Origin of the sequence: Paucibacter sp. JuS9, assembly GCF_044043925.2 — a bacterium.
GTDB lineage: Bacteria > Pseudomonadota > Gammaproteobacteria > Burkholderiales > Burkholderiaceae_C > JAUASW01.
Genome location: NZ_CP194172.1, coordinates 4,187,211 through 4,208,788, shown reverse-complemented (window position 1 = coordinate 4,208,788; position 21,578 = coordinate 4,187,211). Strand labels below are relative to the sequence as shown.

The following is a 21,578-nucleotide window of genomic DNA, read 5'->3' as shown; positions in this document are numbered from 1 at the left end:
GCATGAACCACACGATGCAAGCCCAGCGCGTGAATCGCATGGCGCCTTGGGCCGCCTATGTTCTCGTTGGCATCGGCGCCTTGCTGATGCTGGCGCCCTTCTATTTCATGTTCGTCTTCGCCACGCATTCGCGCAGCGAGATCTTCAGCCTGCCGCCGCCACTGTGGTTCGGCGACGACCTGATGAACAACATCGCCATCCTGACCAAGCGCCTGCCCTTCTGGCGCAACCTGGGCTGGAGCCTCTACGTCGGCCTGGCCTCGACGGCGCTCACGCTCCTGTTCTGCTCGATGGGCGGCTATGCCTTTGCGATGTTCGAGTTCCGCTACAAGAAGGCGCTGTTCGCGCTGGTGATGGGCACCATGCTCTTGCCCAGCTTCATGAACATGATCCCCAGCTTCATGATCATGGACCTGCTGGGCTGGATCGACCAGCCGCGCGCGCTCTACATTCCCGGCGCGGCGAGTGCTTTCGGCATCTTCCTGATGCGCCAGTTCGTCAGCTCGTCGATTCCGCGCGAGCTCGTGGAGGCGGCGCGCATGGATGGCTGCAGCGAGCTGGGCATCTATGCCCGCATCGTCCTGCCGCTCCTGAAGCCGGCGCTGGGCACCTTGGGCCTGATTGCCTTCATCGCCTCCTGGAACAACTTCATCGGGCCGCTGGTGGTGATGCGCTCGCCCGACATGTACACGCTGCCACTGGCGCTGCGCAGCCTGCAAAGCCCGGTGGATACCGAATGGGGTGCGCTGATGGCCGGCTCTGCCCTGGCGACGCTGCCGCTGATCGTGCTCTTCGTGCTGTGTTCCAAGCAGCTGATCTCGGGCCTGACCGTTGGCGCGGTCAAGTAGCCCTCTCCTGAACCTTGATGCCATGACCCACTACGACCCATTGGCCGCGCAGGCGGCCTTCCCCACCGACTTTGTCTGGGGCGTCGCGACCAGCGCCTTCCAGATCGAAGGCGCCTCCACCGCTGATGGCAAGGGCCTGTCGATCTGGGACAGCTTCTGCCGCCAGAGCGGCGCCATCGCCGATGCGAGCAACGGCGATGTGGCCTGCGAGCACTACAAGCGCTGGGAAGAAGACCTGGACATGATTGCTGGCCTGGGCGTCGACGCCTATCGCTTCTCGGTCTCCTGGCCGCGCGTGCGCCCGACAGGCAGCGGTGAATGGAACGAAGCGGGCCTCGCGTTCTACGAAAAGCTGGTGGATGGCCTGCTGGCGCGGGGCATCAAGCCCTACCTGACGCTCAACCACTGGGACCTGCCGCAGGCGCTGCAGGACGGCGGCGGCTGGGGCAATCGCGACACGGTGCATCGCTTTGTCGAATACGCCTGCGGCATGGCGGAGCGGCTGGGCGACCGCGTGGTGTCCATCGCCACGCACAACGAGCCCTGGGTGATGGCGCAGCTGGGCCATGAGGTCGGCATCTTTGCGCCAGGCCTGAAGGACCGCAAGCTTGCCGCCCAGGTGTCGCACCACCTGCTCCTGAGCCATGGCCTAGCACTGCAGGCCTTGCGCGCACAGGGCTGCAAGGCCCAACTGGGGCTGGTGCTCAATCTCTCGCCGATGCATGTGGCAACGGACTCGGCGGCCGACCGCGCGAAGGCCGTGCTGGACGATGGCCGCGTCGTTCGCTGGTACATGGACCCGCTGTTCAAGGGCCGCTACCCGCAGGACGTGCTGGACGACCTCGGCGCCGACGCACCACAGGTGCAGCCCGGCGACATGGAGGTCATCACCACGCCGATGGACTTTCTGGGCGTCAACTACTACTCGCGTTCCGTGATCAGCGCCGGCGAGCCCTGGGACGTGCGCAGCAGCGGCCGCGAAGTGACCGACATGGGCTGGGAGGTCTATCCGGAAGGCCTGACCGAGCTGCTCCTGCGCCTGCACCGCGACTATCCGGTGCCACCGCTTTTCGTCACCGAGAACGGCGGTGCCTTCAAGGATGAACTGAATGCCGACGGCCGCGTGCATGACGCCGGCCGCACCCGCTACATCGCCACCCATATTGCCGCAGTCGACGCAGCGATGAAGCAGGGCGTGCGCATGGGCGGCTACATGGTCTGGAGCCTGATGGACAACTTCGAGTGGGCCTCGGGCTACGAGAAGCGCTTCGGCATCGTCCACGTGGACTACGCGACCCAGGCCCGCACGCTCAAGGACAGCGCACGCTGGTACCGCGACTTCCTGCAACAACAGCGGGCTCAGCGCTGATCACAAGGACAAGCAGAATGGGACAAGTGACCCTGCGGGGCCTGCGCAAGCGCTACGGCGAAACCGAGGTGATCCAGGGGCTGGACCTCGAGATCCGCGACGGCGAGTTCATGGTCTTTGTCGGCCCCTCGGGCTGCGGCAAGTCCACGACGCTGCGCATGATCGCCGGCCTGGAAGAGATCAGTGGTGGCGAGATCGCCATCGATGGCCAGCGTGCCAACGAGCTGCGCCCGGCAGACCGGGGCGCCGCCATGGTGTTCCAGAGCTATGCGCTCTACCCGCACATGACGGTGGCCGAGAACATGGGCTTTGCACTGAAGATGGCCGGCGTGGGCAAGTCTGCCCGCGAAGAGCAGGTGCGCAAGACGGCGGAGATCCTGCGCATCACCGAGTTGCTGGCCCGCTACCCGAAGGAGCTCTCGGGCGGCCAGCGCCAGCGCGTGGCCATTGGCCGCGCCATCGTGCGCAAGCCCAAGGTCTTCCTGTTCGACGAGCCGCTGTCCAACCTGGATGCGGCCCTGCGCGTGGACATGCGCATCGAGCTCACGCGGCTGCACCAGCAATTGGGCACGACGATGATCTACGTGACCCACGACCAGGTCGAGGCCATGACCATGGGCGACCGCATCGCCGTGTTCAACAAGGGCCGCATCGAGCAGCTTGGCAGCCCGACCGACCTCTACCAGCGACCTGCCAACGAGTTCGTGGCCGGCTTCATCGGCGCGCCGCGCATCAATTTCATCGACCGGCCCGCGGCAGGCGCCAGCGCCGCGCATCTGCAGCTCTGGCGCGACCTGGGTGGCGAGACCTTCGGACCGTCGACCCAGCGCCTCGGCCTTCGTCCCGAGCATCTGCAGGTGGCGGGGCAAGGCGTGCCTGCCACCGTCGTACTGGCCGAATACCTGGGTGACGTGCTGATTGCCCACCTGCGTGTCGAGGGTCTGGATGCCCTGCTCACCGCCAAGCTGCCGGCCGACCGTGCTGCGCTGCAGAGCGGTGCCACGGTGGCCATCACCGCCGACGCCCAGCACGCGCTGGGCTTCGACAGCGCGGGCCAGGGCCTGCATTGAGTTCCCCGGTCGCGCCACCCGTTTTGTGGCGCAAAAACACTCGCTAGGGTTAATCAGTATGAGTTCGGTGTCCGTAACAGCTAAATTGTGAAAGCGCTTTCATGATGCAGCCGACCGAAGCTGCACCCTGCTGATACCTGCCTAGCGAATGACCGGTCCGACCGCCAGAGACGGACCAAGAGCCAGCAAGTTGATCAAACGATAAGGAGACATATGAAACCCGCTCACCATCACCGCCTGCGGCATGGCCGCAGCTTGCAGCGCCAGCCCGTGGCTGCCGCCTGTGCCCTGCTTTTCATTGCGGCCGCGCCGGCCGAGGCCCAGCAGGCCAGCTCGACGACGCCCGAAGTCAAGCAGATCGAAACCGTGGTGGTGACGGGTATCCGTCGCAGCATCGAGTCGTCCGTGGCGCAGAAGCGCACGTCCGACTCCATCATCGAAGTCATCTCGGCGGAAGACCTGGGCAAGCTGCCCGACGCCAGCATCGCCGAATCGCTGGCGCGCCTGCCCGGCCTGACCGGCCAGCGGGGCCCGGACGGCCGGGTCAACGTGATCTCGATCCGCGGCCTGTCGCCCGAGTTCTCCGGCGTGCTCCTGAACGGCCGCGAGATGGTCAGCTCCAATGACAGCCGGGCGGTCGAGTTCGACCAGTTCCCGTCTGAACTGGCCGGCTCCGCCACGGTCTACAAGACGCCTGATGCCGGCCTGATCGGCCAGGGGCTCTCGGGCACCGTGGACATCCGCACCCTGAGCCCGCTGAACCTGCGCGGCCGCCAGATGGCGGTGAACCTGCGCGGCGAACGCAACTCCAACGGCACCATGGTGCCCGGCGTGACCAGCGAGACCGGCAAGCGCTTCAGCTTCTCCTATGTCGACCAGTTCGCCAACAACACGATTGGCCTGGCGGTCGGCTTTGCACGCCTGGATTCGCCATCGCAGACCAAGCAGACCGAGCTGGTCGAATACGGCGACTACACGCCCTTCGGCCTGCCGCTGTCCGGCAATGTGGCTTCCAAGGTGGGCACCGGCCAGGCCATGCTGCCGATGTTCTGGACCGCCACCACGGCAACCAAGAAGAACGTGCGCGACGGCCTGATGATCGTCTTGGAGCACAAGCCCAACGAGGACATGCACAACCAGCTGGACCTCTACTACTCGAAGTTCAAGACGCATGAGGTGGGCGGCAAGTTTGCGCAGAGCCTGTTCGGCAATTGGTCGGCCGGCATCGCGCCTGCGCTGTCCAATGTCGGCACCACGCAGATCGGCCAGAACACCTACGCCACCAGCGCCACCACGTCGCAGCTGGTTGCCAACATCGGCAATATGGACACCCGCCGTACCGACGACATCGTCGCAGTCGGCTGGAACACCGAGCTGAAGCTGGCCGACAAGTGGAAGGGCGTGGCCGATCTGAGCTACTCGCGTGACAAGCGCAACGAGCGCTATGTCGAGGCCTACGGCGGCCCGTACAACCACGGCAGCAAGCAGTGGACCTTCGGCGCGTACAACTGGAACGTGCCGACCAACGGCGACCCGCAGACCTTCACGCCGGTGCAGGCGGGCTATCTGTCCAACCCCGCCAACCTCGCCTTCGGCGACGTGGCCGGCATGGACTGGGTGCCCAACGAGGCCTGGATCGGCGCGATCCGCCATCCGGAAATCAAGGACGAGATCAAGACGATCCGCCTCGCGCTCAAGCGCGAGATGGACGGCTTCTTCAGCGGCTTCACCGGCGGCGTCAACTTCACGCAGCGCGGCAAGGACGTGGCCAAGAACGAAGACCGCATCCTGATGTCCAAGGACTCGGGCGGCAACTACATCCGCACGATACCGAACTCGGTGGTCCGCGCGCCCTTCGACATGAGCTGGGCGGGCATTCCGCAGTTGCTGCGCGTTGATGTGCCCGCACTGGTCGCCAGCGGCACGGTGACCCTGGAAGAGGGGCAGTTCAGCAAGTGGGTGGCCAACAACTCGAACGTCAACGAGAAGGTCAGCACCGGCTTTGCCAAGTTCGACATCGACAGCGAATTCGCCGGCATCTCCATGCGCGGCAATGTCGGCCTGCAGGTCGTCCATGCCAAGCAGGATTCGCAGGGCTGGGAATACCGCGGCGAAGACGAGAAGCCCGATCCCAAGCTCCTGTTCAAGCGCACCGGCGGCACCAGCTACACCGACACGCTGCCCAGCCTGAACCTGGTATTCGACTTCAAGAACAACTGGATTGCCCGCTTCGGCCTGGCCACGACCATCGTGCGCCCGAACATCGTCGACATGCGCGCCGGCACCAGCACGCCGACGGTGCTGCTTGACCCGGCCGGTACGCCGCATGCTGGCGAATGGACAACGGCTTATGCCGGCAACCCGGCCCTGAAGCCCTGGCGTGCAGCGGGCATCGACCTCTCGGTCGAGCGCTACTTCGGCAAGCGCAGCTATGTGTCGATGGCAGCCTTCCGCAAGAACCTGCTCAGCTACATCTACAACCAGCTGACAGCGGTCAGCACCGTGGGCTTCCCGTCCACACCGCCCGTCGGCGTGACGCCCAAGCTCATCGCCCCGATGATCCAGCCGCTCAACGGTACAGGCGGCAAGGTCGAGGGCATCGAGTTCGCCACGTCGCTGGAAGGCAGCCTGCTGCACCCAAGCCTGAGCGGCTTCGGCCTCGTGTTCAGCGGCTCCAAGCTGAGCAGCTCGATCAAGGACCAGAACCCGGACCCGACGGTCAGCACCGAGCGCAATGTGCCGCTGAACGGCCTCTCCGGCCGCTCCAACAGCGTGACCTTCTACTATGAGGACCACGGCATCTCGGCCCGTATCAGCCAGCGCTACCGCTCGCCGTTCACGGCCACGACCCGCGACATCTTCCTGAACAACACGACCCTGCAACAGGCGGCCGACAAGGTGGTCGACATTCAGCTCGGTTATGCGTTCGAGGAGGGCGCCTACAAGGGCCTGTCCATCCTCCTGCAGATGGGCAATGTGGGTGACAAGCCGACGATGAATCGCAAGTCGGTGGGCGCCAACGCGCCGGATGCTTCGCAGCTGCTGCCGAACTACATCCGCTACTACGGCCGCACCACCTTGCTGGGCGTCAATTACAAGTTCTGACGGGGTGGAGCCTGGTCGCGTGCGGGCGGCCAGGCCATGAATGTCTCCTCTTGGCCGGTGTTGCTGATGGTTTATCAGCAGCCCGGCCTTTCTTTTAGCTCGGAGAATCAAGTCCATGAACACCATCCGCAACATCGTCATCGTCGGCGGCGGCACGGCTGGCTGGATGACGGCCGCTGCATTTGCCAAGGCGCTGGGCCCGACCTATTCGATCCGGCTGATCGAGTCCGACGAGATCGGCATCATCGGTGTCGGCGAGGCCTCGATTCCGAACCTCACCGAGTACAACCGGGCGCTGGGCATCGACGAAGACGAATTCCTGCGCGCGACGCGTGGCAGCTTCAAGCTGGGCATTGAGTTCGTGAACTGGGGCGCGGTCGGTGAGCGCTACATCCACGGCTTCGGCAAGATCGGCGGCGCCGACGAGGCGCTGCCCTTCTATCACTTCTGGTTGCGTGCGGCCCAGGCGGGCCGGGCCGAGCCGCTCGGCGAATACTCAATCAACACAGTGGCACCGCGCCAGGCCAAGTTCATGCGGGCACGTGCCGACATGGCCGGCTCGCCGCTGGGCGACATTGCTCATGCCTATCACTTCGATGCGGGCCTGTACGCCAAGTTCCTGCGCGGCTTTGCCGAGCAGCGCGGTGTCAGGCGCCTCGAGGGCAAGGTGCAGCAGGTGCTGCTGCGCGACGCCGATGGCTTCATCGAGGCGGTGGTGATGGAGAGCGGCGAGCGGGTCGCCGGCGACTTCTTCATCGACTGCTCCGGCATGCGGGGCCTCCTGATCCAGCAGTCCTTGCAGGTCGGCTACGAGGACTGGTCGCAGTGGCTGCCTTGCGACCGGGCCATCGCCGTCCCCTGCGAATCGGTCGCGCCACTCTTGCCGATGACGCGCTCCACCGCGCATTCGGCGGGCTGGCAATGGCGCATCCCGCTGCAGCACCGCATCGGCAATGGCCATGTCTACAGCAGCCAGTACATGGACAAGCAAGAGGCCGAGTCCATTCTGATGAACAACCTGGATGGGGCCGCCACCGCCGCGCCGCGCCATCTCTCGTTCCGCACCGGCCGCGCGAAGAAATTCTGGGACCGCAACTGCGTGGCCGTGGGCTTGTCCAGCGGCTTCCTGGAGCCTCTGGAGTCGACCAGCATCCACCTGATCCACATGTCGGTGGCGCGCATCCTCGACTTCTTCCCGCGCCAGGGTTTCGAGCCGGCGGACATCGCCGAATACAACGCCCTGACCAGCGTCGAGTTCGAGCGCATCCGCGACTTCCTGATCCTGCACTACAAGCTGACACGCCGCGACGATTCGCCGTTCTGGAACTACTGCCGGACGATGGAAATTCCGGAGGGCCTGCAGCGCAAGATGGACCTGTTCGCCGCCAACGGCCGCACCTACCGTGATGGCGTGGAACTGTTTGTGGAGACAAGCTGGATCCAGGTGATGGTCGGCCAGGGCCTGATGCCGCGTGGCCACCACCCGTTTGCCGATCAGCCGTCTGAAGAAGAAGTACTGGCGCATGTGAACAATGTGCGCCAGGTGGTCGCCAAGTGCGCGAATGCGATGCCGGCTCATGCCGAGTTCATTGCCAGGCATTGCGCGGCCACGCTGGATTGAGGCGTGATGCGCTCCGGCTGCCTCGGGCTCTTCATCGCAGCGACGCTGGCCGCGCAGCCCGCCGCGGCTGATTCAGGCAAGCCCTTCACTTGGCCGAAAGGCGCGAAGGCGGCCGTCAGCCTGTCCTATGACGACGCACTGAATTCCCAGCTAGACCATGCCCTGCCGGCACTCGACGCCCATGGGCTGAAGGCCACGTTCTACCTGACGATGGCGAGTGAGGCCGTGGCCAAGCGCCTGCCCGAGTGGCGGACCGCCGCCGCGCGCGGCCACGAGCTCGGCAACCACACGCTCTACCACCCCTGCTCGCGCAGCGGGCCGGGGCGTGACTGGGTGCCGCTGCACCACGATCTGGACAAGATCAGCCCCGCAGCGCAGCGGGAAGAGCTGCTGCTGGCCAATGTTTTCCTGCAGGCGATTGATGGCCGCAGCGAGCGCACCTTCACCGTGCCTTGTGGCGACCTGCTCGCTGCAGGTCAGCCCTACCTGCCCTTGGTGCGTGGCGTCTTTGTCGGTATCAAGTCGCGCGGCGGCGGAGTGGTCCAGGACATGGCGACCCTCGATCCTGAAGACGTGGAGACGGCAGACCCGGCCGCGGCCAGCGGGGAGCAGCTGATTGCGTTGGTGGAGCAGGCCGCCGCGCGTGGCACCATGGTGAGCCTGACTTTCCATGGCGTCGGGGGTGATCACCTGAGCGTCTCGAAGCAGGCGCACGAAGCCTTGCTGCGCCATCTGGCGCGCCATCCCGAGCGCTTCTGGGTCGACAGCTTCGTCAACATCATGCGCCACGTGAAAGCGCAGCGCGGCCGCTGAAGGCAGCCGCCGCGCTGGTTCATCACTGCTTGGGCGCCTGGTACACCCGCACGTAGTCGACCTCCATGGTCACCGGGAAGATCGCATCGTCGATGGGCCCGCCCAGGTCGCCGCCGATGGCGATGTTGAGGATCAGGAACTGCGGCGCGTCGAACGGCCACTGCGCCTTGCCCGTGCCGGCGTTCTTGTAGGTGAAGTGGCTCTTGCCATCGATGCCGAAGCGGATCTGCTGTGCGTTCCACTCCATCTGGTAGGTATGGAAAGCCGTGCAGGGGTCGGCCACCACCGTGGCTGCGCCCGAGCCATTGCCGCCGCTGCCCGAGGTGGTGTGCGTGGTCGAGAAGACGCGGGTCGGGTTGCTGCCGACCTGCTCCATGATGTCCAGCTCGCCGCCGGCCGGCCAGCCGCCGGTGCTGCCCAGCATCCAGATCGCCGGCCAGGTGCCCTTGCCGCAGGGCAGCTTGGCGCGGATCTCGAAATAGCCGTAAGTCCAGTCGGCCTTGCCGGCGGTGATCAGGCGTGTCGAGGTGTAGCTCTGGCCGCCCCAATCCGCGGCGGAGCTCATCTGCTCCTTGCGCGCAGTAATGACCAGGTTGCCGCCGCGCTGCTCGGCGTTCTGCGCGCGCGGGCCGCTGTAGTACTGCTTCTCGTTGTTGTGCCAGCCCTGCTTGTTCATGCCGACGTCGTAGGCCCACTTGCTCGTGTCAGGCAGGCCGGCGACATCGAACTCGTCGGACCAGACCAATTGATAGCCCGCCGGAATGCCCAGGGTGTCGCCGGGCGGCGTGGGCGTGGGTGTGGGCGTCGGTGCTGGCGTTGACCCGCCCGAAGCACCGCCTGCGCCACCACAGGCGCACAGGCTCAAGGCTGCGAGCAGGGGCGCCCAGCGCCAGCGTTGGGAAATTCTCGAGTTCATGTCTTCTTGTCTCCAGTTGATTGTGTTCTCAGCGCAGCGCTCTTCGCTGCAGCAGCTGTTCTGCATCGGCCAGCGCCGCGCGTATCGGCTTGTCGCGGAGCAGGACCTTGTCGAGCTCGGTCTGCACCACCTCTTCGGCGAACTGGTTCTGCTTGTGCACCGGCAAGGCCGTGATGCGCCGTGCCGCCTCGCGCCAGAGCTGGCGTGCCCGCTGGCCGCCGAGAAAGGGCAGCGGCTGGTCGAAGAAGGGGTCCTCATGCGTGGACAGCAGCGCGGGGAATGCGTCGTAGTCCTTGAAGGCCTGCAATTGCAAGCGAGGGTCCAGCGTCATCAGCTGCATGAACTCCCAGGCCAGCGCCTTGCGTTCGGGCGCCGCGCGGCGCGGCATCGCGTAGAAGGCGCCGCCATAGGCCGCCGCGCCGTTCTCGGGCAAGGGTGCCGCGCGCCACAGGCCGCTGGTGCTGGGTGCGATGAAGCTGTTGAGCTGGCCCACGACCCATGCACCCGAGAGCTCAGTGGCCAGGCGCCCGCGCTTGAAGCCTTCTGCCCAGTCGTTCGACCAGGCCGAGACGCGCGCATCGAGGCCCTGCCTGCGGGCGAGCAGCGCGATCTCGAAGGCGCGCTCGAAGCGTGGCGAGTTCACCAGCACACGCGATTGCGTGTCGAAGTACAGGCCTTCGCCCGCGTTCAGGCCGCCGCGGATGATGATGTCCTTGATCTCCTGCACATGCGCGATCAGGTAGGCGCCGGTGCGGGCCTTGATGCGCGCGCCAGCCGCGACATAGTCTTCCCACTTGCCGGTCAGCTCGGCCTCCTGCACACCGGCCTTGGCGAGGATGTCGTGGCGGTAGATCAAGGTGCCGGGGCCGATGTCCGCCGGCATCGCCACCACGGCGCCGTTGCGGGCGATGGCCTGGTCGTAGGCAAAGGGCACCAGGCGTTCGCGGAAGCGCTCCACGCCGTAGGGTGCCTGCCGCAGATCTTCCAGCCCGCCGCCCTGCGCGAAGCGGCCGACGAAGCTGGACTCGAGCGCCATCACATCGGGCAGCGCCACGGCAGTGGACAAGGCCGTGGTCATCGCCGTGTGATGGTCGCTGTACTGGCGGCTCAGGATGCGCAGCTCCACCTCGGGATGCCGCTTCTGCCACGCGGGGATGGCAGCGCGGACGATCTCGTCGACCAGCGGAAAGGCCGCGATGGTCAGCGTCTGCCCCTCGCTGGCATGGGCTGACGCTGCGAGTGGCAGGGCACTGGCCAGCAGCGCGCGGCGGCTGATCGACGAGTCGCTTGTCATCGCAGGAACGTGGCGATGGCGCGTGGCGGCAGCTCGGCCAGGCAGGCTTGCCCATCCACGCACAGGACAAACCGGTGCGCGACCTCGCTGCGATTGAGCACCACCAGCGCCACGCGACCATTGGGGTTCACGGCGGCCGTGCACTCAAGGTCCTGCTTGCTTGCCGCGCACAGCACGCGCTCGGCGCCAGGCTTGATGAAGCGGGCGAAATGGCCGAGATAGTCGAAGGAGCTCTGCGGCATCAAGTCACCGCTTGCCCGGTCCGCCAACATGGGTGCGCTGCAAAGATTGCCGACATGGTTGGGGCCGCCGGTTTCATCGAGCAGCAGGTTCCAGTCGATCCAGCCGACGGTCCAGCGGTTCAGGTCGTTGATGATGTTGCGGGCGTAGCGCTCGGCCGGCACATGGGAGCCGACATGCGGTCCGCCTTCCTGGCAGCCTTCGGTGAACAGCAGTTGCTTGTCGGGCCAGGCGTCGTGCACCAGCTGCACATGGTCGAAGTGATCTTCGCCATACCAGTGGAAGCCGCAGCCCCAGACATAGCGCGAGGCATCTGGGTCGGCGTAGACCGTATCGGCGCGCTGCACCATCTGGTCGCGGTTGTGATCCCAGATGATGATGCGCACGCGCGCCAGGCCCGCGGCATGCAATGCCGGGCCCAGATGGTCGCGTACGAAATCGCGCTCTTCCTCGGCTGTGTAGATGCAGGAATCCCAGCGTTGCACGGCCTCGGGTTCGTTCTGCACCGTGACGCCCCAGACCGGCACGCCTTCGGCCTCGTAGGCCTGGATGAAGCGCACATAGCACTGGGCCCAGGCGCTGGCGTACCGAGGCAGCAGCTTGCCGCCGTTGTTCATCTCGCCATTGCTCTTCATCCAGGGCGGCGGGCTCCAGGGCGAGACCAGCAGCTGGATGGGCTGGTTGGCCACCGCCTGCGCCGCCTTGATCATCGGCAGTAGCGCCCTGCGGTCGCGGTCGATGTTGAAGTGCAGCAGCGCTTCGTCGCCCGGCACCTCGGCATGCGCATAGTTGCCCAGCGAGAAGTCGCAGCTGTTCATGTGCACCCGGCACAAGGAGTAGCCGTGGCCGGCGGCGCTGTCGAAGTACGCCCGCAGCAGTGCATCGGCTTCAGCCGGCGGCAACTGCTGCCAGACGCTTGCTGCCGATTCGGTGAAGGCGCCGCCGAAACCCTCGATGCGCTGGAAGCGCCGCTCGCTGTTGACCATCAGCCGCGACAGGCCAGCGGCCTCGGGGCTGGCCATCAGTGCAGCGGCCGGCTGCAGAGGGAGTTCATGCTGCGGTGCGAGCCGCTGGGCCGCGGCGCCGTCGCTCGCCATGGCAGTGAGAAACCATTGGAGAAGGGCTGTTGAAGAAGCGGCTGCTTGAGTCATGCGATAGAGGTTGCTCGCGAGTTCTGTCCGCGAGATGCTTGAACAGGGCGCTCCATGTCGAATTTTCCCGATCTATGAAAGCGCTTTCTTGGCGCGAGAATAGTGGCTCGACGAGTCGCGGTCAATGGCGTATCCATCAAGCAGCAAGCGCTTCGGGTAAATCAGCGCTTGATTCGTGAAAGCGCTTTCAATACTATGCCAGCAGCATTCGAACCGGACCATCCATGCTTCAAGCTCAGCAGACCTATCCGCGCCTTCTCGGCGACATCGGCGGCACCAATGCCCGATTGGCCTGGGCCAGCAGCCCCGGTGCGCCGCTCACCGACATCGCCCGCTACCGCTGTGCCGATCATGGTTCCCTGGCCGCTGCGATTCAGAGTTATCTCAGCGAGCATGGCAAGCAAGAAGGTCCGCGCGCCTGCGGCATCGGCATCGCCAATCCGGTCACCGGCGATGAGGTGAAGATGACCAACCATCACTGGTCATTCTCGATCTCGCAACTCAAGCGCGAGCTCGCCGTCGAGCAGCTGGCGGTGGTGAACGACTTCACCGCATTGGCGCTGTCGCTGCCCGCGCTGGGCCCGCAGGACCTCTTGCCCATCGGCGGCGGTGTGGCCAGTACGGGTGAGGCGATGGCGGTGCTCGGGCCGGGCACTGGCCTTGGGGTCTCAGGGCTTCTGCCGGCGCCTGGCGGTGGCTATCTGCCGGTGGCTGGCGAAGGCGGGCACTGCACGCTGGCGGCCAACGATGAGCGCGAGGCCGCCGTGATCGAGCACCTGCGCAAGCGCTTTGGTCATGTTTCGGCCGAACGCGTGCTGTCCGGACCCGGCCTGGTGAATCTCTATGAGGCGGTGACGGCGCTGTCAGCGCAGGTGGGCTCGCATCTGGACCCGTCCGAGATCGTTGAAAAGGCGCGCCAGGCCGGTGACCCGCATTGCGAGGAAGCCATCGACCTGTTCTGCCGCTTCCTCGGCAGCTTCGCTGGCAATGTGGCCTTGACGCTGGGCGCGCGTGGTGGTGTCTATATCGGCGGCGGCATTGCGCCGCGCCTTTTGCCCGAGCTGCGGGCCTCGCGATTTCGCGAGCGCTTCGAGGGCAAGGGCCGCTTCCAGAGCTACCTGGCACAGATCCCTTGCCTCCTGATCAATGCGGCGGTCTCGCCGGCCTTGATCGGCGCCTCGCGGGCCCTGGAGATCGAGCGCTACCGCTGCCCCGACCACTGACGCGTGTCAGCTGCTCAGACGCGTGCCACCCACTCGGCCCAGTGCTCGATGCAGGCGCGCAGCTCGGGCAGGCGGTGACGCTCCTGCAGCATCACCGCATAGACCGGCATCGCTGCCTGGGCGGCCAACTCGGGCAGCACCCGCACCAATGCGCCCGCCGCTGCCAGCGGATCCGCCACGATGCCGATGAGGCGACCGATGCCTGCGCCGTGTTGCACTAGTGAGAGCACCACGCCACTGTTGTCTGCGCGCGTGTGGCCGCGCACGCTCAGCTCGCTGGCTTCTCGGCCGCTGCCGAGCTGCCATTGGTTGAGGATGGGACTGGCGGTGTTGTCGATCAGGCGGTGATTGGCCAGCTCCGCTGCAGCGTCGCGCAGGCCCTGCCCCGGTGCCGAACAGCGCCGCCTGAAGGGCCGACACCGACCATGCCCTTGCCACCGAGAGCCATGTCCACGTGAACGATGTGCGCGCCGCCGCCCATGGCCATGGCGGTCGGACGCAGGAATGGCGCCTCCACCGTCCTGAAAGTTGAGCGCCGGCCCTTACCAGGCCTTGTCCAGCTCAGCGCGCGCCTGGCCAATCACCGAACGCGCCGCGCTGAGGGCCAGCAGCGCCATCACGCCAGCCACCGCCAGGTCGGGCCAGGCGCTGTCAGTGCCGAACACGCCCAGCGCCGCAGCCATCACGACCAAGTTGCCGATGGCGTCGTTGCGCGTGCACAGCCATACCGAGCGCATGTTGGCGTCGCCCTCGCGCCAGGCGTAGAGCATCCAGGCCACGGCGAGGTTGGCCATCAGCGCCAGCGTGCCGATCACACCCATGGTGAGGGGCTCCGGCACGTCACCCTGCCAGAACGACCAGGCCGCTCGGCCCAGCACGAAGAGGCCGAATGCACCCATGCTGAGCCCCTTGATCAGCGCCGAGCCGGCGCGCCAACGCAGGGACAAGCCCATCACCGCCAGTGCGATGCCGTAGTTGGCCGCGTCGCCAAAGAAGTCCACCGAGTCGGCCAGCAGCGAGACCGAGCGCGAACTCCATCCGCCCAGCAGCTCGACCAAGAACATCGCCAGGTTGATTACCAAGGCCGCCCAGAGCACGCGCCGGTAGCGCGGCGAGTCGGCGGCTGAGAGGTGGGCGTGATCATGACCATGGTCGTGATCGTGGGAGCAGGCGTCGCTCATGGTTCCTGGCTTTGCTTTGTTGCGAATGTCGGCATTGGAAAGCCTGTAGCAACTCCAGAGTCAAGCGATACTGACCAGACCCTGCAGGAGTGCATCCATGCGCATAGGCGAACTGAGCCAGGCCACCGGCGTCGACATTGAAACCATACGCTTCTACGAGAAGAGCGGCCTGCTGCAGGCGCCGGCGCGCGAAGCCAATGGCTACCGCGACTATGGCCAGCCGCAACTCGAGCGCCTGGCCTTCATCAGGCACTGCCGGGCCCTGGACATGAGCCTGGCCGACGTTGGGCTGCTACTGGCCGCACTCGATGACGGTGCCGCACAGACGCTGGCGGCCGTGGACGGCCTCGTCGATGCGCAGTTGGCCAAGGTGCGCGCCCGCCTGGCCAGCATGAAGGCGCTTGAAAGGCAGCTGGCCGCCTTGAAGGCCCGCTGCGATTCAGACCATGCCCACCATGGCTGTGGCGTGCTGGAAGAGCTGGTCGCTGCCGCGCATGGCGAAGCTTGCGCTTGCCATGAACCGCCGCTTCAGGCGAGCCCCCGGATCAGCAAGGCTAGAAAGGCCAGGCTGTAGATCGCCGTGAAGCCGATCAGCCAGCCGCGCCTGGGCAGGGCCAGGGCTGCCAGCGGCAGCAATTGCTCGGCATGGATGCCCAGGAAGTGCGCCGGTCGCAAGTCGCCGCCGCCCAGGGCCCAGCCCAGCAGTGGCAGGCTTGCGCCGCCGCTCGGCGGTTGCTGATTGCCAAGCAGGATGCCCACACCGGCGCCGAACACAAAGGTCAGCAGCAGGCCGAGCAGCATGGCCAGTCGATGCACTGGCGCCTGCTGCGGGTCCGGGTGGTGCCAGAGCTGCCAGGCCAGCATCGGCTGGGTGGCTGTCAGCAAGAGCGCGCCCAGGCCCATCAGTGTGTACATCACGCCGTGCCAGAGGTCGCCAACGTTGTAGTGCGAGGCCTGCCCCAGCGCCGCCTGCAGGGTGATGTAGACGAACTCGAAGCCGCCGCTGGCGATCAGCAGCCAGACGATGCGGCGCACCGCCTGGCCCTGGCGGCGTGCCGCTGGCAGATGACCGACGAACCAGGCGGTGGTGAAGGCCAGCAGGGCAATCGAGAGGGCGAACTTGATCGGTTTGATCCAGATGTTGGCGCCGCGCAGCATGCGATCGTCCAGGCCCCAGGCGATGGCCATCGGCAGGATGAGGGCGAGCAGCAGCGCACCGAAGAGGGCCAGGCGTCGCTCGCGGTGCAGCAACTCCTGCCAGAGGCTCGAGATGGCCGAGGACTCCGCCAGGCGAGCCGCTTGCATGATCGATGGATTGAGCTTGTGGTTCATGTGCCTTGTTCCTCAAAGAGCCATCGCCTGTGCCGGGCGCTGACGCCAGAACTTGCGCAACAGGGCGAATGCCAGCAGCCCGGCCGGGCCGAACAGGAAGGTCAGCGCCAGCAAGGGCAGCACCAGCCAGTGCGGCAGGCCCAAGGCGCCCGCATGCTCGGCGATCCAGCTGCCGACAAACAGGTCGAAAGCCAGGTAATGCAGCCAACCGGCCACCAGCAAGGCGGGCTGGGCGAGCAGGCGCTGCACTGCGGCCACCGAGTCGTAGCCGCCATCGCCCATGCCATTGCTGGCGAACAGCGCTACATAGGCCACCGCCAGCAGCAGCGGCACGACGCGCCCGGCATAGCGGCGCACGGCAGGCGCCCAAGACCTGCCCGCGGGCGACAGCGCCAGGGCCAGCCAGCCGGACATGGCCAGGGCGCTGCCGGCGGAGAACAGCGCGTCGGGAGTGATCGGAAGTGGGGGCATGCCGAGTTCCTCGGGTGTTGTGGATCGAGATCTAAACAATGTTCAGATAAATCTTCGCCTATGATCTGAACGCTGTCAAGTTTCAAAAGTCGAGTGCCCTTCCATGAGCAAGCCCGAACCCTCTCGCCAGGCCACGCAGGCGCCGCGCGACGCCTATCACCACGGTGCCTTGCGCGAGGCGCTGATCGCCGCCGCCGAGACCGTGCTGGCCGAGCGTGGGCTCGAGGGCTTCTCGCTGCGCGAGGTGGCGCGCCGCTCGGGCGTGTCGCCGGCGGCGCCGGCCCATCATTTCGGCGATGCACAGGGGCTGCTGGTCGCCGTGGCGACCCTGGCCTTCGATGGCCTGAGCGTGGCACTGAAGGCGGGCGACCAGCGCGGTGGCCCGGACCCGGTGGCGCAGCTGCGCGAGCAGGGCCTGGGCTATGTGGATTTCGCGCTCCAGCATCCCGGCCGCTTCGGGCTGATGTTCCGCTGCGAAGGCTACAAGGACGAAGCCCTGGAGCGCAGCGGCCGGGCAGCCTTCGGCGTGCTGGAGGATGGCATGCGTCGTCTGTATGGCCTGCCCGCGGGCGCCAACCTGTCGCCGCAGCAGTTCCAGGCCTTGCTGATGGTTTGGTCGGTCGTGCATGGCTTTGCCCATTTGGCGCTGGCCGGGCAGTTCGACGACCTGCTGCCGGCCAGCGAACGGGCAGCCAGCCTGAGGGCGACACTGGCCGGCATGCTGGAGTTGCAGCTCCAGGCGCTGCGCCCCGCGCCCCGCCGCAAGCCTTCGCCCGCGAAATAGTGCGCGCATAGCGCCCGCCAAAAGAGGGATGCGGCGCTCATTGCCGAGTGGCGCGCGAATGCTGCGGTTAGAGTCCGCCCGGTCGCAATCTGCCGGCAGCCGTGCCGCATTAACGCTGTCAATGCGCGTCTGCTCACTCATCTCCGTCAGGGAACGCATCGTGCTCGGTCAGCCGCTGGCATTCAGCGTGCGCGATGCCGGCCGCTTGCTGCTGCTGGCCCGTGGCCAGGTCATCGCCGACGATGAACAGCTCGAGGCCCTGCTCAAGAGAGGCGCCGTGGTCGAGGTGGAGGAGCTCGCCGCAGCCATCCAGCCAACCCGCCGTCTGGACCCCGAACAGCGCCTGGCCCGCTTGCCTGCCGAGTGGGAGCGGGTCGGCCATGATGTGCGCCTGGCCCTGGGCGCCGCACCTGCGCAGATGGCGGCTGCGGTCCATGGCAGCACCGACCTCCTGCTTTCACTGATCGACGCTTCGCCCGAGGTGGCCTTGTCGCAGATCGTGCGCCAGAGCGAAGGCCACTACGGCGTGCGCCACTCCATCCAGGCGGCCACCGCCTGCCATGCCGCAGCGCGGCTGCTGGGCTGGAGCCCGACCGAGCAGCGCCGCGCCTTCCAGGCCGCCCTGACGATGAACGTCGGCATGCTCGACCTGCAGGCCAAGCTGGCCACGCAGGTCTCGCCGCTGACCGCAATGCAGCGCGAGGCGATCAACGAGCATCCGCTGCGCAGTGCCGAGATGCTGGCCGAGGCCGGCATCGATGACCAGGATTGGCTGGTCGCCATCCGGCAGCACCATGAGCTGCCCGATGGTTCGGGCTATCCGCACAAGCTCAGGGAGGTCGAACCGCTGGCCGAGCTCTTGCGCTATGCCGATATCTACACCGCTCGCCTGAGCAGCCGTGCCAACCGGCCGGCCATGAGTGCCATGCAGGCCGGCCGCGAGCTGCACCAGATGGCTGCTGCCAGCCCCTTGGCGGCAGCCTTGATCAAGTCATTCGGCATCTTTCCGCCCGGCAGCATCGTGCGCCTGGCGTCGGGCGAGATCGGCCTCGTGGTGCGCAATGGCGACAAGGCACATTGCCCCCAGGTGGCCACGCTGACCGATGCGATGGGCGAGCCGCGCATGAGCCCGCTCCTGCGCGACTGCGCCCGCGATGCCTATGCGGTGGCCGCGCTCCTGCCGCTGCAGGCACTGCCGATGCGGCTGACCGACGAGAAGATCGCCAGCCTCATTGGCGCGGGCTGAAGCCGGCGGTCAACGCAGCGGGCGCGGCACTTCCAGGCGGCTGCTGCCGGAGCCGAAGCCAGGCCAAGCCACAATGGAAAAGGCCCGCGCGATGCGGGCCTTTCGAGGCTGTCAGCAGAGCTGCGCCGAGCGGTGCCGGCGCGGCAGGCCTCAGGCCTTGTCGCTGCTGCCCTGCGCTGATTTGCGCTTGCGGGTGACGGCGCCCATCATGCCAAGGGCCGCGAACATCAGTGCGTAGGTGGCGGGTTCGGGCACGTAGATGTCGGCGGTTCTCAGGGTGCCCATGGTCATCGCGTTGACGCTGAGGTTCCAGCCCATGGCGTCGAAGGCTGCCATATCCAGGCCCGTCACTTCGCCCATCTGGCCGTAGCAGAAGGTCGGGTCCATGATGCCCAGCTGGCCGGTGCAGCCGACCGTGTCCTTGAAGTGCGAAGCTTGCTTGCCGTCGCCGTTGTACCGGCCGGTGGACATGGTGTTGCCGAACAGGGCTGTGGCGCCGCCGTCGATCGAGAAGTACTTGGTGCCGCCGGTGTGGAAGTCCAGCGTGCCGGGAGCGCTGTAGCGGAACATGTCCAACGCGCTGAAGATCGACGTGTCGTTCAGGTCGTAGCCCAGCAAGCCGCGGCCAGGGCCAGCTCCATAGCTGTAGACGTCAAAGAGGTCGACACCGGAAACAAAGCCGAGTGCATGGCCGATTTCATGGATCGCCACGCCCAGGAAGTCCATGGTGCCGGCGGTGATGCCGTCATACGGGTCGTAGTCGAAGGCGAAGGCGCTGCTGAAGGTCACCGAACCGTCAAGGGCGGTTGGGTCCGCCACCGAACCGCCGAGCGCCTTGATCAGCGAGGTGTTGGCATACAGCACCCGCGAAGCTGTTTGGGTGCCGTCCAGCAACTGCGAGGTCAAGGCGCTGTTGTTCTGGTTGGCTGCACTGACCGTGCCCTGGGTGATGCCGCTGACACCGCCGGTCGTGAGGGTCGGCAGGATGGCATTCTGGTCGATGTAGGAGCTGCTCTTGGTCGCGTTGACCAGCGACTCCCAGGTGGCAACGCTGAGGTCCTGGCGGGTGCTGCCGGTCGAACCGATGATGCCGGCACCCAACGTACCGAACTTCACGCCCAGGTTGATCGTCGCGGAGTTGGTGAACATGTTGCCCCAGAACTGGGCCGCGAGCTTGAAGTCCTTCTCGGCGACCGAGCCGGTCACGCCGCCCAGGTCGACCAAGTTGATCGTGGTGGCGCTGGCGCAGGTGGCGGTGAGCGCCGCAGCGGTGGCGAGGGCGGATTTGATGGCTTTCAGACGCATGACGTTCATCCTGGTTTGGGCAGGAGGACAGATTAGCAGCGCGCACATTTGTGCGGTGCGCATGCTCCCCCGTGTTCGCGGGGCAGGAAAACCAGGATAGGGATTTACCGCTTTCTAGCGGGTGCCAGGCACGACCTGACCCTCGCCATAGTAGAGATCGACAAAGGGTTGCAGGTGCCTTCTATAGGGCGCCGCGACGTTCAGGCCATCACGGTTGATGGGCTTGCGCACCTGCAAGGCGCTGGCTGTCAGCACCACCCGATCCGTCGTGTGCGAGCGGTGTACGGCCGACTCTTCCTCCAGCCCGCAATGTGCAAGCAAGGTCCGGGTCCAGGTTTCCGGCGCTTCGACGAACTCTGCATAGGGCACCACCAGCAGGCGCTCGCCCAGGCGGGCCTTCCAGAAGGCCAGCAAGGCATCCTCGATCTGGAAATGGTGGGCGATGTCGGCCAGGTCGTAGCTCCAGCCGACGCCATGGATGAAGAAGGTGCGCAGGCAGGACCAGGCGCTGTCCAGCGGGTCGCGGCGCATCCAGATCAGCGGCGCATCCGGCAGCGCCGTGGCTACCAGGCCGAAGAATCGGCCGGCGTCGATGGTCTTGTCGACGATGCGTCCGTTCGGGCCAAAGCGTTCCTCCAGCAGATGCAGATAGAGCTGGGCCAGTGCATCGGGCGAGCCACCCTTGGCAAAGTAGCTCTCCAGCGCTTCACCGGAAACGCCGCCCGCCTGTACCGCCAGATGCTGAACGATGTTCAGCTCGGCGCCGTCGGCCACCTCGCTGTGGCTGGCCAGGATGTGCTCGATCAGCGTTGTGCCCGAGCGCGGCAGGCCGGTGACGAAGATCGGTCGGCTGGTGTCGCGCTGCTTCCGGGCATTGAACCTTTCGATCATGCCGTCGGGATAGCCGCTCATTGCCGACGTGGCAATGTTCTTGTTGCCGGTGCGGCTGTAGGGCGTCTCCTGTTTCAGGAGCTTGGCACCGCGGTCGTAGGCGGCGAAGGCCGCGTCCGGGTCCTTGCGGTCGACATGCAGCTTGCCCAAGGCATAGAAATAGCGGGCCAGGTCGGCCGGACCCTGCTTCTCAGCCGCTGGTCCGTCGGCCAGCAACTGCTCGCCCAGCGGATCATTGGCAAGGTTGACCGCGGAAACCAGCGTCAGCCATGCGGGGCCCCAACCCGGGCGGTACTTGACGGCAGTCTCGAGCCGTTCTCGCGCCTCTTCGACGCGGCCCAAGGTCATTGCGACATTGCCCAGCACATAGGCATGGCCTGCGCGGTCGGGCACGTCGGCCGGAAGCTTGGCGATGCAGTCGTAGGCCTCGCGCATGCGCCCGGTCTGGGTCAACAGCACCACCTTGGAATAGAGCGCCTGCGGCGAGCTGCCGACGGCTGCGATAAAGCTGTCCATGGCGCGATGGGCCAGCGTGTACTCGCCGCTGATGCGCATCAGCTCGCAGACCGAGCGCCACTGCTGGCCGAGCGGCGCGCGCTGGTCCAGCAGCTTCTGTACGGCAGCGTTGGTCGAAGCGCGATCATGAGCCGCGAGCGCGCGCTTGAGCTCTTCCAGCAGGGGCGTCCAGGGGGAGGTTGCCATTCAGTTCTTTTTTGCT

General features: G+C 66.2%; 19 protein-coding genes. 10 read left to right on the top strand and 9 right to left on the bottom strand.

What is annotated here, in order from left to right; genetic code table 11:
- Positions 1-2 precede the first annotated feature (2 nt).
- The 6 genes from ABT392_RS18715 (at position 3) to ABT392_RS18690 (ending at position 8,826) form a co-directional block, all read left to right on the top strand.
- Entirely contained in the window at positions 3-848 is an 846-nt protein-coding gene (locus tag ABT392_RS18715; protein WP_334279638.1) for a carbohydrate ABC transporter permease, read from the top strand.
- Positions 849-870: 22 nt separating this feature from the next.
- Complete coding sequence (locus ABT392_RS18710; RefSeq protein WP_395384963.1) at positions 871-2,217, top strand: GH1 family beta-glucosidase; 1,347 nt, start codon at positions 871-873, stop codon at positions 2,215-2,217.
- A 17-nt stretch (positions 2,218-2,234) separates the two neighbouring features.
- The gene (locus tag ABT392_RS18705; protein ID WP_395384964.1) at positions 2,235-3,287 is read left to right on the top strand and encodes an ABC transporter ATP-binding protein; all 1,053 of its coding nucleotides are present in this window, start codon (positions 2,235-2,237) and stop codon (positions 3,285-3,287) included.
- A 213-nt stretch (positions 3,288-3,500) separates the two neighbouring features.
- The gene (locus ABT392_RS18700; protein ID WP_334279635.1) at positions 3,501-6,392 is read left to right on the top strand and encodes a TonB-dependent receptor; all 2,892 of its coding nucleotides are present in this window, start codon (positions 3,501-3,503) and stop codon (positions 6,390-6,392) included.
- A gap of 115 nt (positions 6,393-6,507) precedes the next feature.
- Positions 6,508-8,013, top strand: a complete 1,506-nt coding sequence (locus ABT392_RS18695) for a tryptophan halogenase family protein (protein ID WP_334279634.1) — start codon at positions 6,508-6,510, stop codon at positions 8,011-8,013.
- Between the two features lie 6 nt (positions 8,014-8,019).
- Entirely contained in the window at positions 8,020-8,826 is an 807-nt protein-coding gene (locus tag ABT392_RS18690) for a polysaccharide deacetylase family protein (RefSeq protein ID WP_334279633.1), read from the top strand.
- Between the two features lie 22 nt (positions 8,827-8,848).
- Here ABT392_RS18690 and ABT392_RS18685 read toward each other — a convergent pair whose 3' ends face one another.
- The 3 genes from ABT392_RS18685 to ABT392_RS18675 are packed head-to-tail and all read right to left on the bottom strand — an operon-like array spanning position 8,849 to position 12,373.
- Positions 8,849-9,742 carry a glycoside hydrolase family 16 protein gene (locus ABT392_RS18685; RefSeq protein WP_334279632.1) on the bottom strand — a complete coding sequence of 298 codons (894 nt, stop codon included), beginning with the start codon at positions 9,740-9,742 and terminating at the stop codon, positions 8,849-8,851.
- Positions 9,743-9,770: 28 nt separating this feature from the next.
- Entirely contained in the window at positions 9,771-11,036 is a 1,266-nt protein-coding gene (locus ABT392_RS18680) for an ABC transporter substrate-binding protein (protein WP_334279631.1), read from the bottom strand.
- Positions 11,033-12,373, bottom strand: a complete 1,341-nt coding sequence (locus ABT392_RS18675) for a glycoside hydrolase family 30 protein (RefSeq protein ID WP_334279630.1) — start codon at positions 12,371-12,373, stop codon at positions 11,033-11,035. Before ABT392_RS18675 ends, ABT392_RS18680 begins: the two co-directional genes overlap by 4 nt.
- A gap of 278 nt (positions 12,374-12,651) precedes the next feature.
- Between ABT392_RS18675 and ABT392_RS18670 the strand changes: the two genes are divergently transcribed.
- Complete coding sequence (locus ABT392_RS18670; protein WP_464970839.1) at positions 12,652-13,650, top strand: glucokinase; 999 nt, start codon at positions 12,652-12,654, stop codon at positions 13,648-13,650.
- Between the two features lie 14 nt (positions 13,651-13,664).
- Here ABT392_RS18670 and ABT392_RS18665 read toward each other — a convergent pair whose 3' ends face one another.
- Positions 13,665-14,006: a LysR substrate-binding domain-containing protein gene (locus ABT392_RS18665; protein WP_464970986.1), complete on the bottom strand. Its 342-nt coding sequence runs from the start codon at positions 14,004-14,006 to the stop codon at positions 13,665-13,667.
- Between the two features lie 186 nt (positions 14,007-14,192).
- Entirely contained in the window at positions 14,193-14,831 is a 639-nt protein-coding gene (locus tag ABT392_RS18660) for a cation efflux transmembrane domain-containing protein (RefSeq protein ID WP_395384966.1), read from the bottom strand.
- A 97-nt stretch (positions 14,832-14,928) separates the two neighbouring features.
- Between ABT392_RS18660 and ABT392_RS18655 the strand changes: the two genes are divergently transcribed.
- Entirely contained in the window at positions 14,929-15,405 is a 477-nt protein-coding gene (locus ABT392_RS18655; protein WP_395384967.1) for a Cd(II)/Pb(II)-responsive transcriptional regulator, read from the top strand.
- On the opposite strand, the gene ABT392_RS18650 is transcribed toward ABT392_RS18655, so the two are convergent.
- A complete protein-coding gene (locus ABT392_RS18650) occupies positions 15,360-16,163 on the bottom strand; it encodes a hypothetical protein (protein WP_395384968.1) in 804 nt (267 codons plus the stop codon). The two genes, ABT392_RS18655 and ABT392_RS18650, sit on opposite strands and share 46 nt — an antisense overlap.
- A 12-nt stretch (positions 16,164-16,175) precedes the next feature.
- Entirely contained in the window at positions 16,176-16,634 is a 459-nt protein-coding gene (locus tag ABT392_RS18645; RefSeq protein WP_395384969.1) for an ABA4-like family protein, read from the bottom strand.
- Between the two features lie 103 nt (positions 16,635-16,737).
- Here ABT392_RS18645 and ABT392_RS18640 point away from each other — a divergent pair, with 103 nt between their 5' ends.
- Positions 16,738-17,418 (top strand): TetR/AcrR family transcriptional regulator, encoded by a 681-nt coding sequence (locus ABT392_RS18640; RefSeq protein WP_395384970.1) that lies wholly within the window; start codon positions 16,738-16,740, stop codon positions 17,416-17,418.
- Positions 17,419-17,539: 121 nt separating this feature from the next.
- Positions 17,540-18,664: an HD-GYP domain-containing protein gene (locus ABT392_RS18635; protein ID WP_334279623.1), complete on the top strand. Its 1,125-nt coding sequence runs from the start codon at positions 17,540-17,542 to the stop codon at positions 18,662-18,664.
- 150 nt (positions 18,665-18,814) lie between these two features.
- Here the strand turns inward: ABT392_RS18635 and ABT392_RS18630 are convergent, their stop codons facing one another.
- Complete coding sequence (locus tag ABT392_RS18630) at positions 18,815-19,969, bottom strand: NF038122 family metalloprotease (RefSeq protein WP_334279622.1); 1,155 nt, start codon at positions 19,967-19,969, stop codon at positions 18,815-18,817.
- Positions 19,970-20,083: 114 nt separating this feature from the next.
- Positions 20,084-21,562, bottom strand: a complete 1,479-nt coding sequence (locus tag ABT392_RS18625; protein ID WP_395384971.1) for a tetratricopeptide repeat-containing sulfotransferase family protein — start codon at positions 21,560-21,562, stop codon at positions 20,084-20,086.
- Between the last annotated feature and the right edge of the window lie 16 nt (positions 21,563-21,578).

Excerpts from the sequence above, each read along its gene's own strand:
- ABT392_RS18680 (WP_334279631.1), bottom strand. The coding sequence starts at position 11,036 with ATGACAAGCGACTCGTCGATCAGCCGCCGCGCGCTGCTGGCCAGTGCC.
- ABT392_RS18625 (WP_395384971.1), bottom strand. The coding sequence starts at position 21,562 with ATGGCAACCTCCCCCTGGACGCCCCTGCTGGAAGAGCTCAAGCGCGCG.
- ABT392_RS18660 (WP_395384966.1), bottom strand. The coding sequence starts at position 14,831 with ATGAGCGACGCCTGCTCCCACGATCACGACCATGGTCATGATCACGCC.
- ABT392_RS18700 (WP_334279635.1), top strand. The coding sequence starts at position 3,501 with ATGAAACCCGCTCACCATCACCGCCTGCGGCATGGCCGCAGCTTGCAG.
- ABT392_RS18715 (WP_334279638.1), top strand. The coding sequence starts at position 3 with ATGAACCACACGATGCAAGCCCAGCGCGTGAATCGCATGGCGCCTTGG.
- ABT392_RS18670 (WP_464970839.1), top strand. The coding sequence starts at position 12,652 with ATGCTTCAAGCTCAGCAGACCTATCCGCGCCTTCTCGGCGACATCGGC.
- ABT392_RS18705 (WP_395384964.1), top strand. The coding sequence starts at position 2,235 with ATGGGACAAGTGACCCTGCGGGGCCTGCGCAAGCGCTACGGCGAAACC.
- ABT392_RS18645 (WP_395384969.1), bottom strand. The coding sequence starts at position 16,634 with ATGCCCCCACTTCCGATCACTCCCGACGCGCTGTTCTCCGCCGGCAGC.
- ABT392_RS18675 (WP_334279630.1), bottom strand. The coding sequence starts at position 12,373 with ATGGCGAGCGACGGCGCCGCGGCCCAGCGGCTCGCACCGCAGCATGAA.
- ABT392_RS18635 (WP_334279623.1), top strand. The coding sequence starts at position 17,540 with ATGCGCGTCTGCTCACTCATCTCCGTCAGGGAACGCATCGTGCTCGGT.
- ABT392_RS18655 (WP_395384967.1), top strand. The coding sequence starts at position 14,929 with ATGCGCATAGGCGAACTGAGCCAGGCCACCGGCGTCGACATTGAAACC.
- ABT392_RS18690 (WP_334279633.1), top strand. The coding sequence starts at position 8,020 with ATGCGCTCCGGCTGCCTCGGGCTCTTCATCGCAGCGACGCTGGCCGCG.
- ABT392_RS18650 (WP_395384968.1), bottom strand. The coding sequence starts at position 16,163 with ATGAACCACAAGCTCAATCCATCGATCATGCAAGCGGCTCGCCTGGCG.
- ABT392_RS18630 (WP_334279622.1), bottom strand. The coding sequence starts at position 19,969 with ATGCGTCTGAAAGCCATCAAATCCGCCCTCGCCACCGCTGCGGCGCTC.
- ABT392_RS18685 (WP_334279632.1), bottom strand. The coding sequence starts at position 9,742 with ATGAACTCGAGAATTTCCCAACGCTGGCGCTGGGCGCCCCTGCTCGCA.
- ABT392_RS18695 (WP_334279634.1), top strand. The coding sequence starts at position 6,508 with ATGAACACCATCCGCAACATCGTCATCGTCGGCGGCGGCACGGCTGGC.
- ABT392_RS18640 (WP_395384970.1), top strand. The coding sequence starts at position 16,738 with ATGAGCAAGCCCGAACCCTCTCGCCAGGCCACGCAGGCGCCGCGCGAC.
- ABT392_RS18710 (WP_395384963.1), top strand. The coding sequence starts at position 871 with ATGACCCACTACGACCCATTGGCCGCGCAGGCGGCCTTCCCCACCGAC.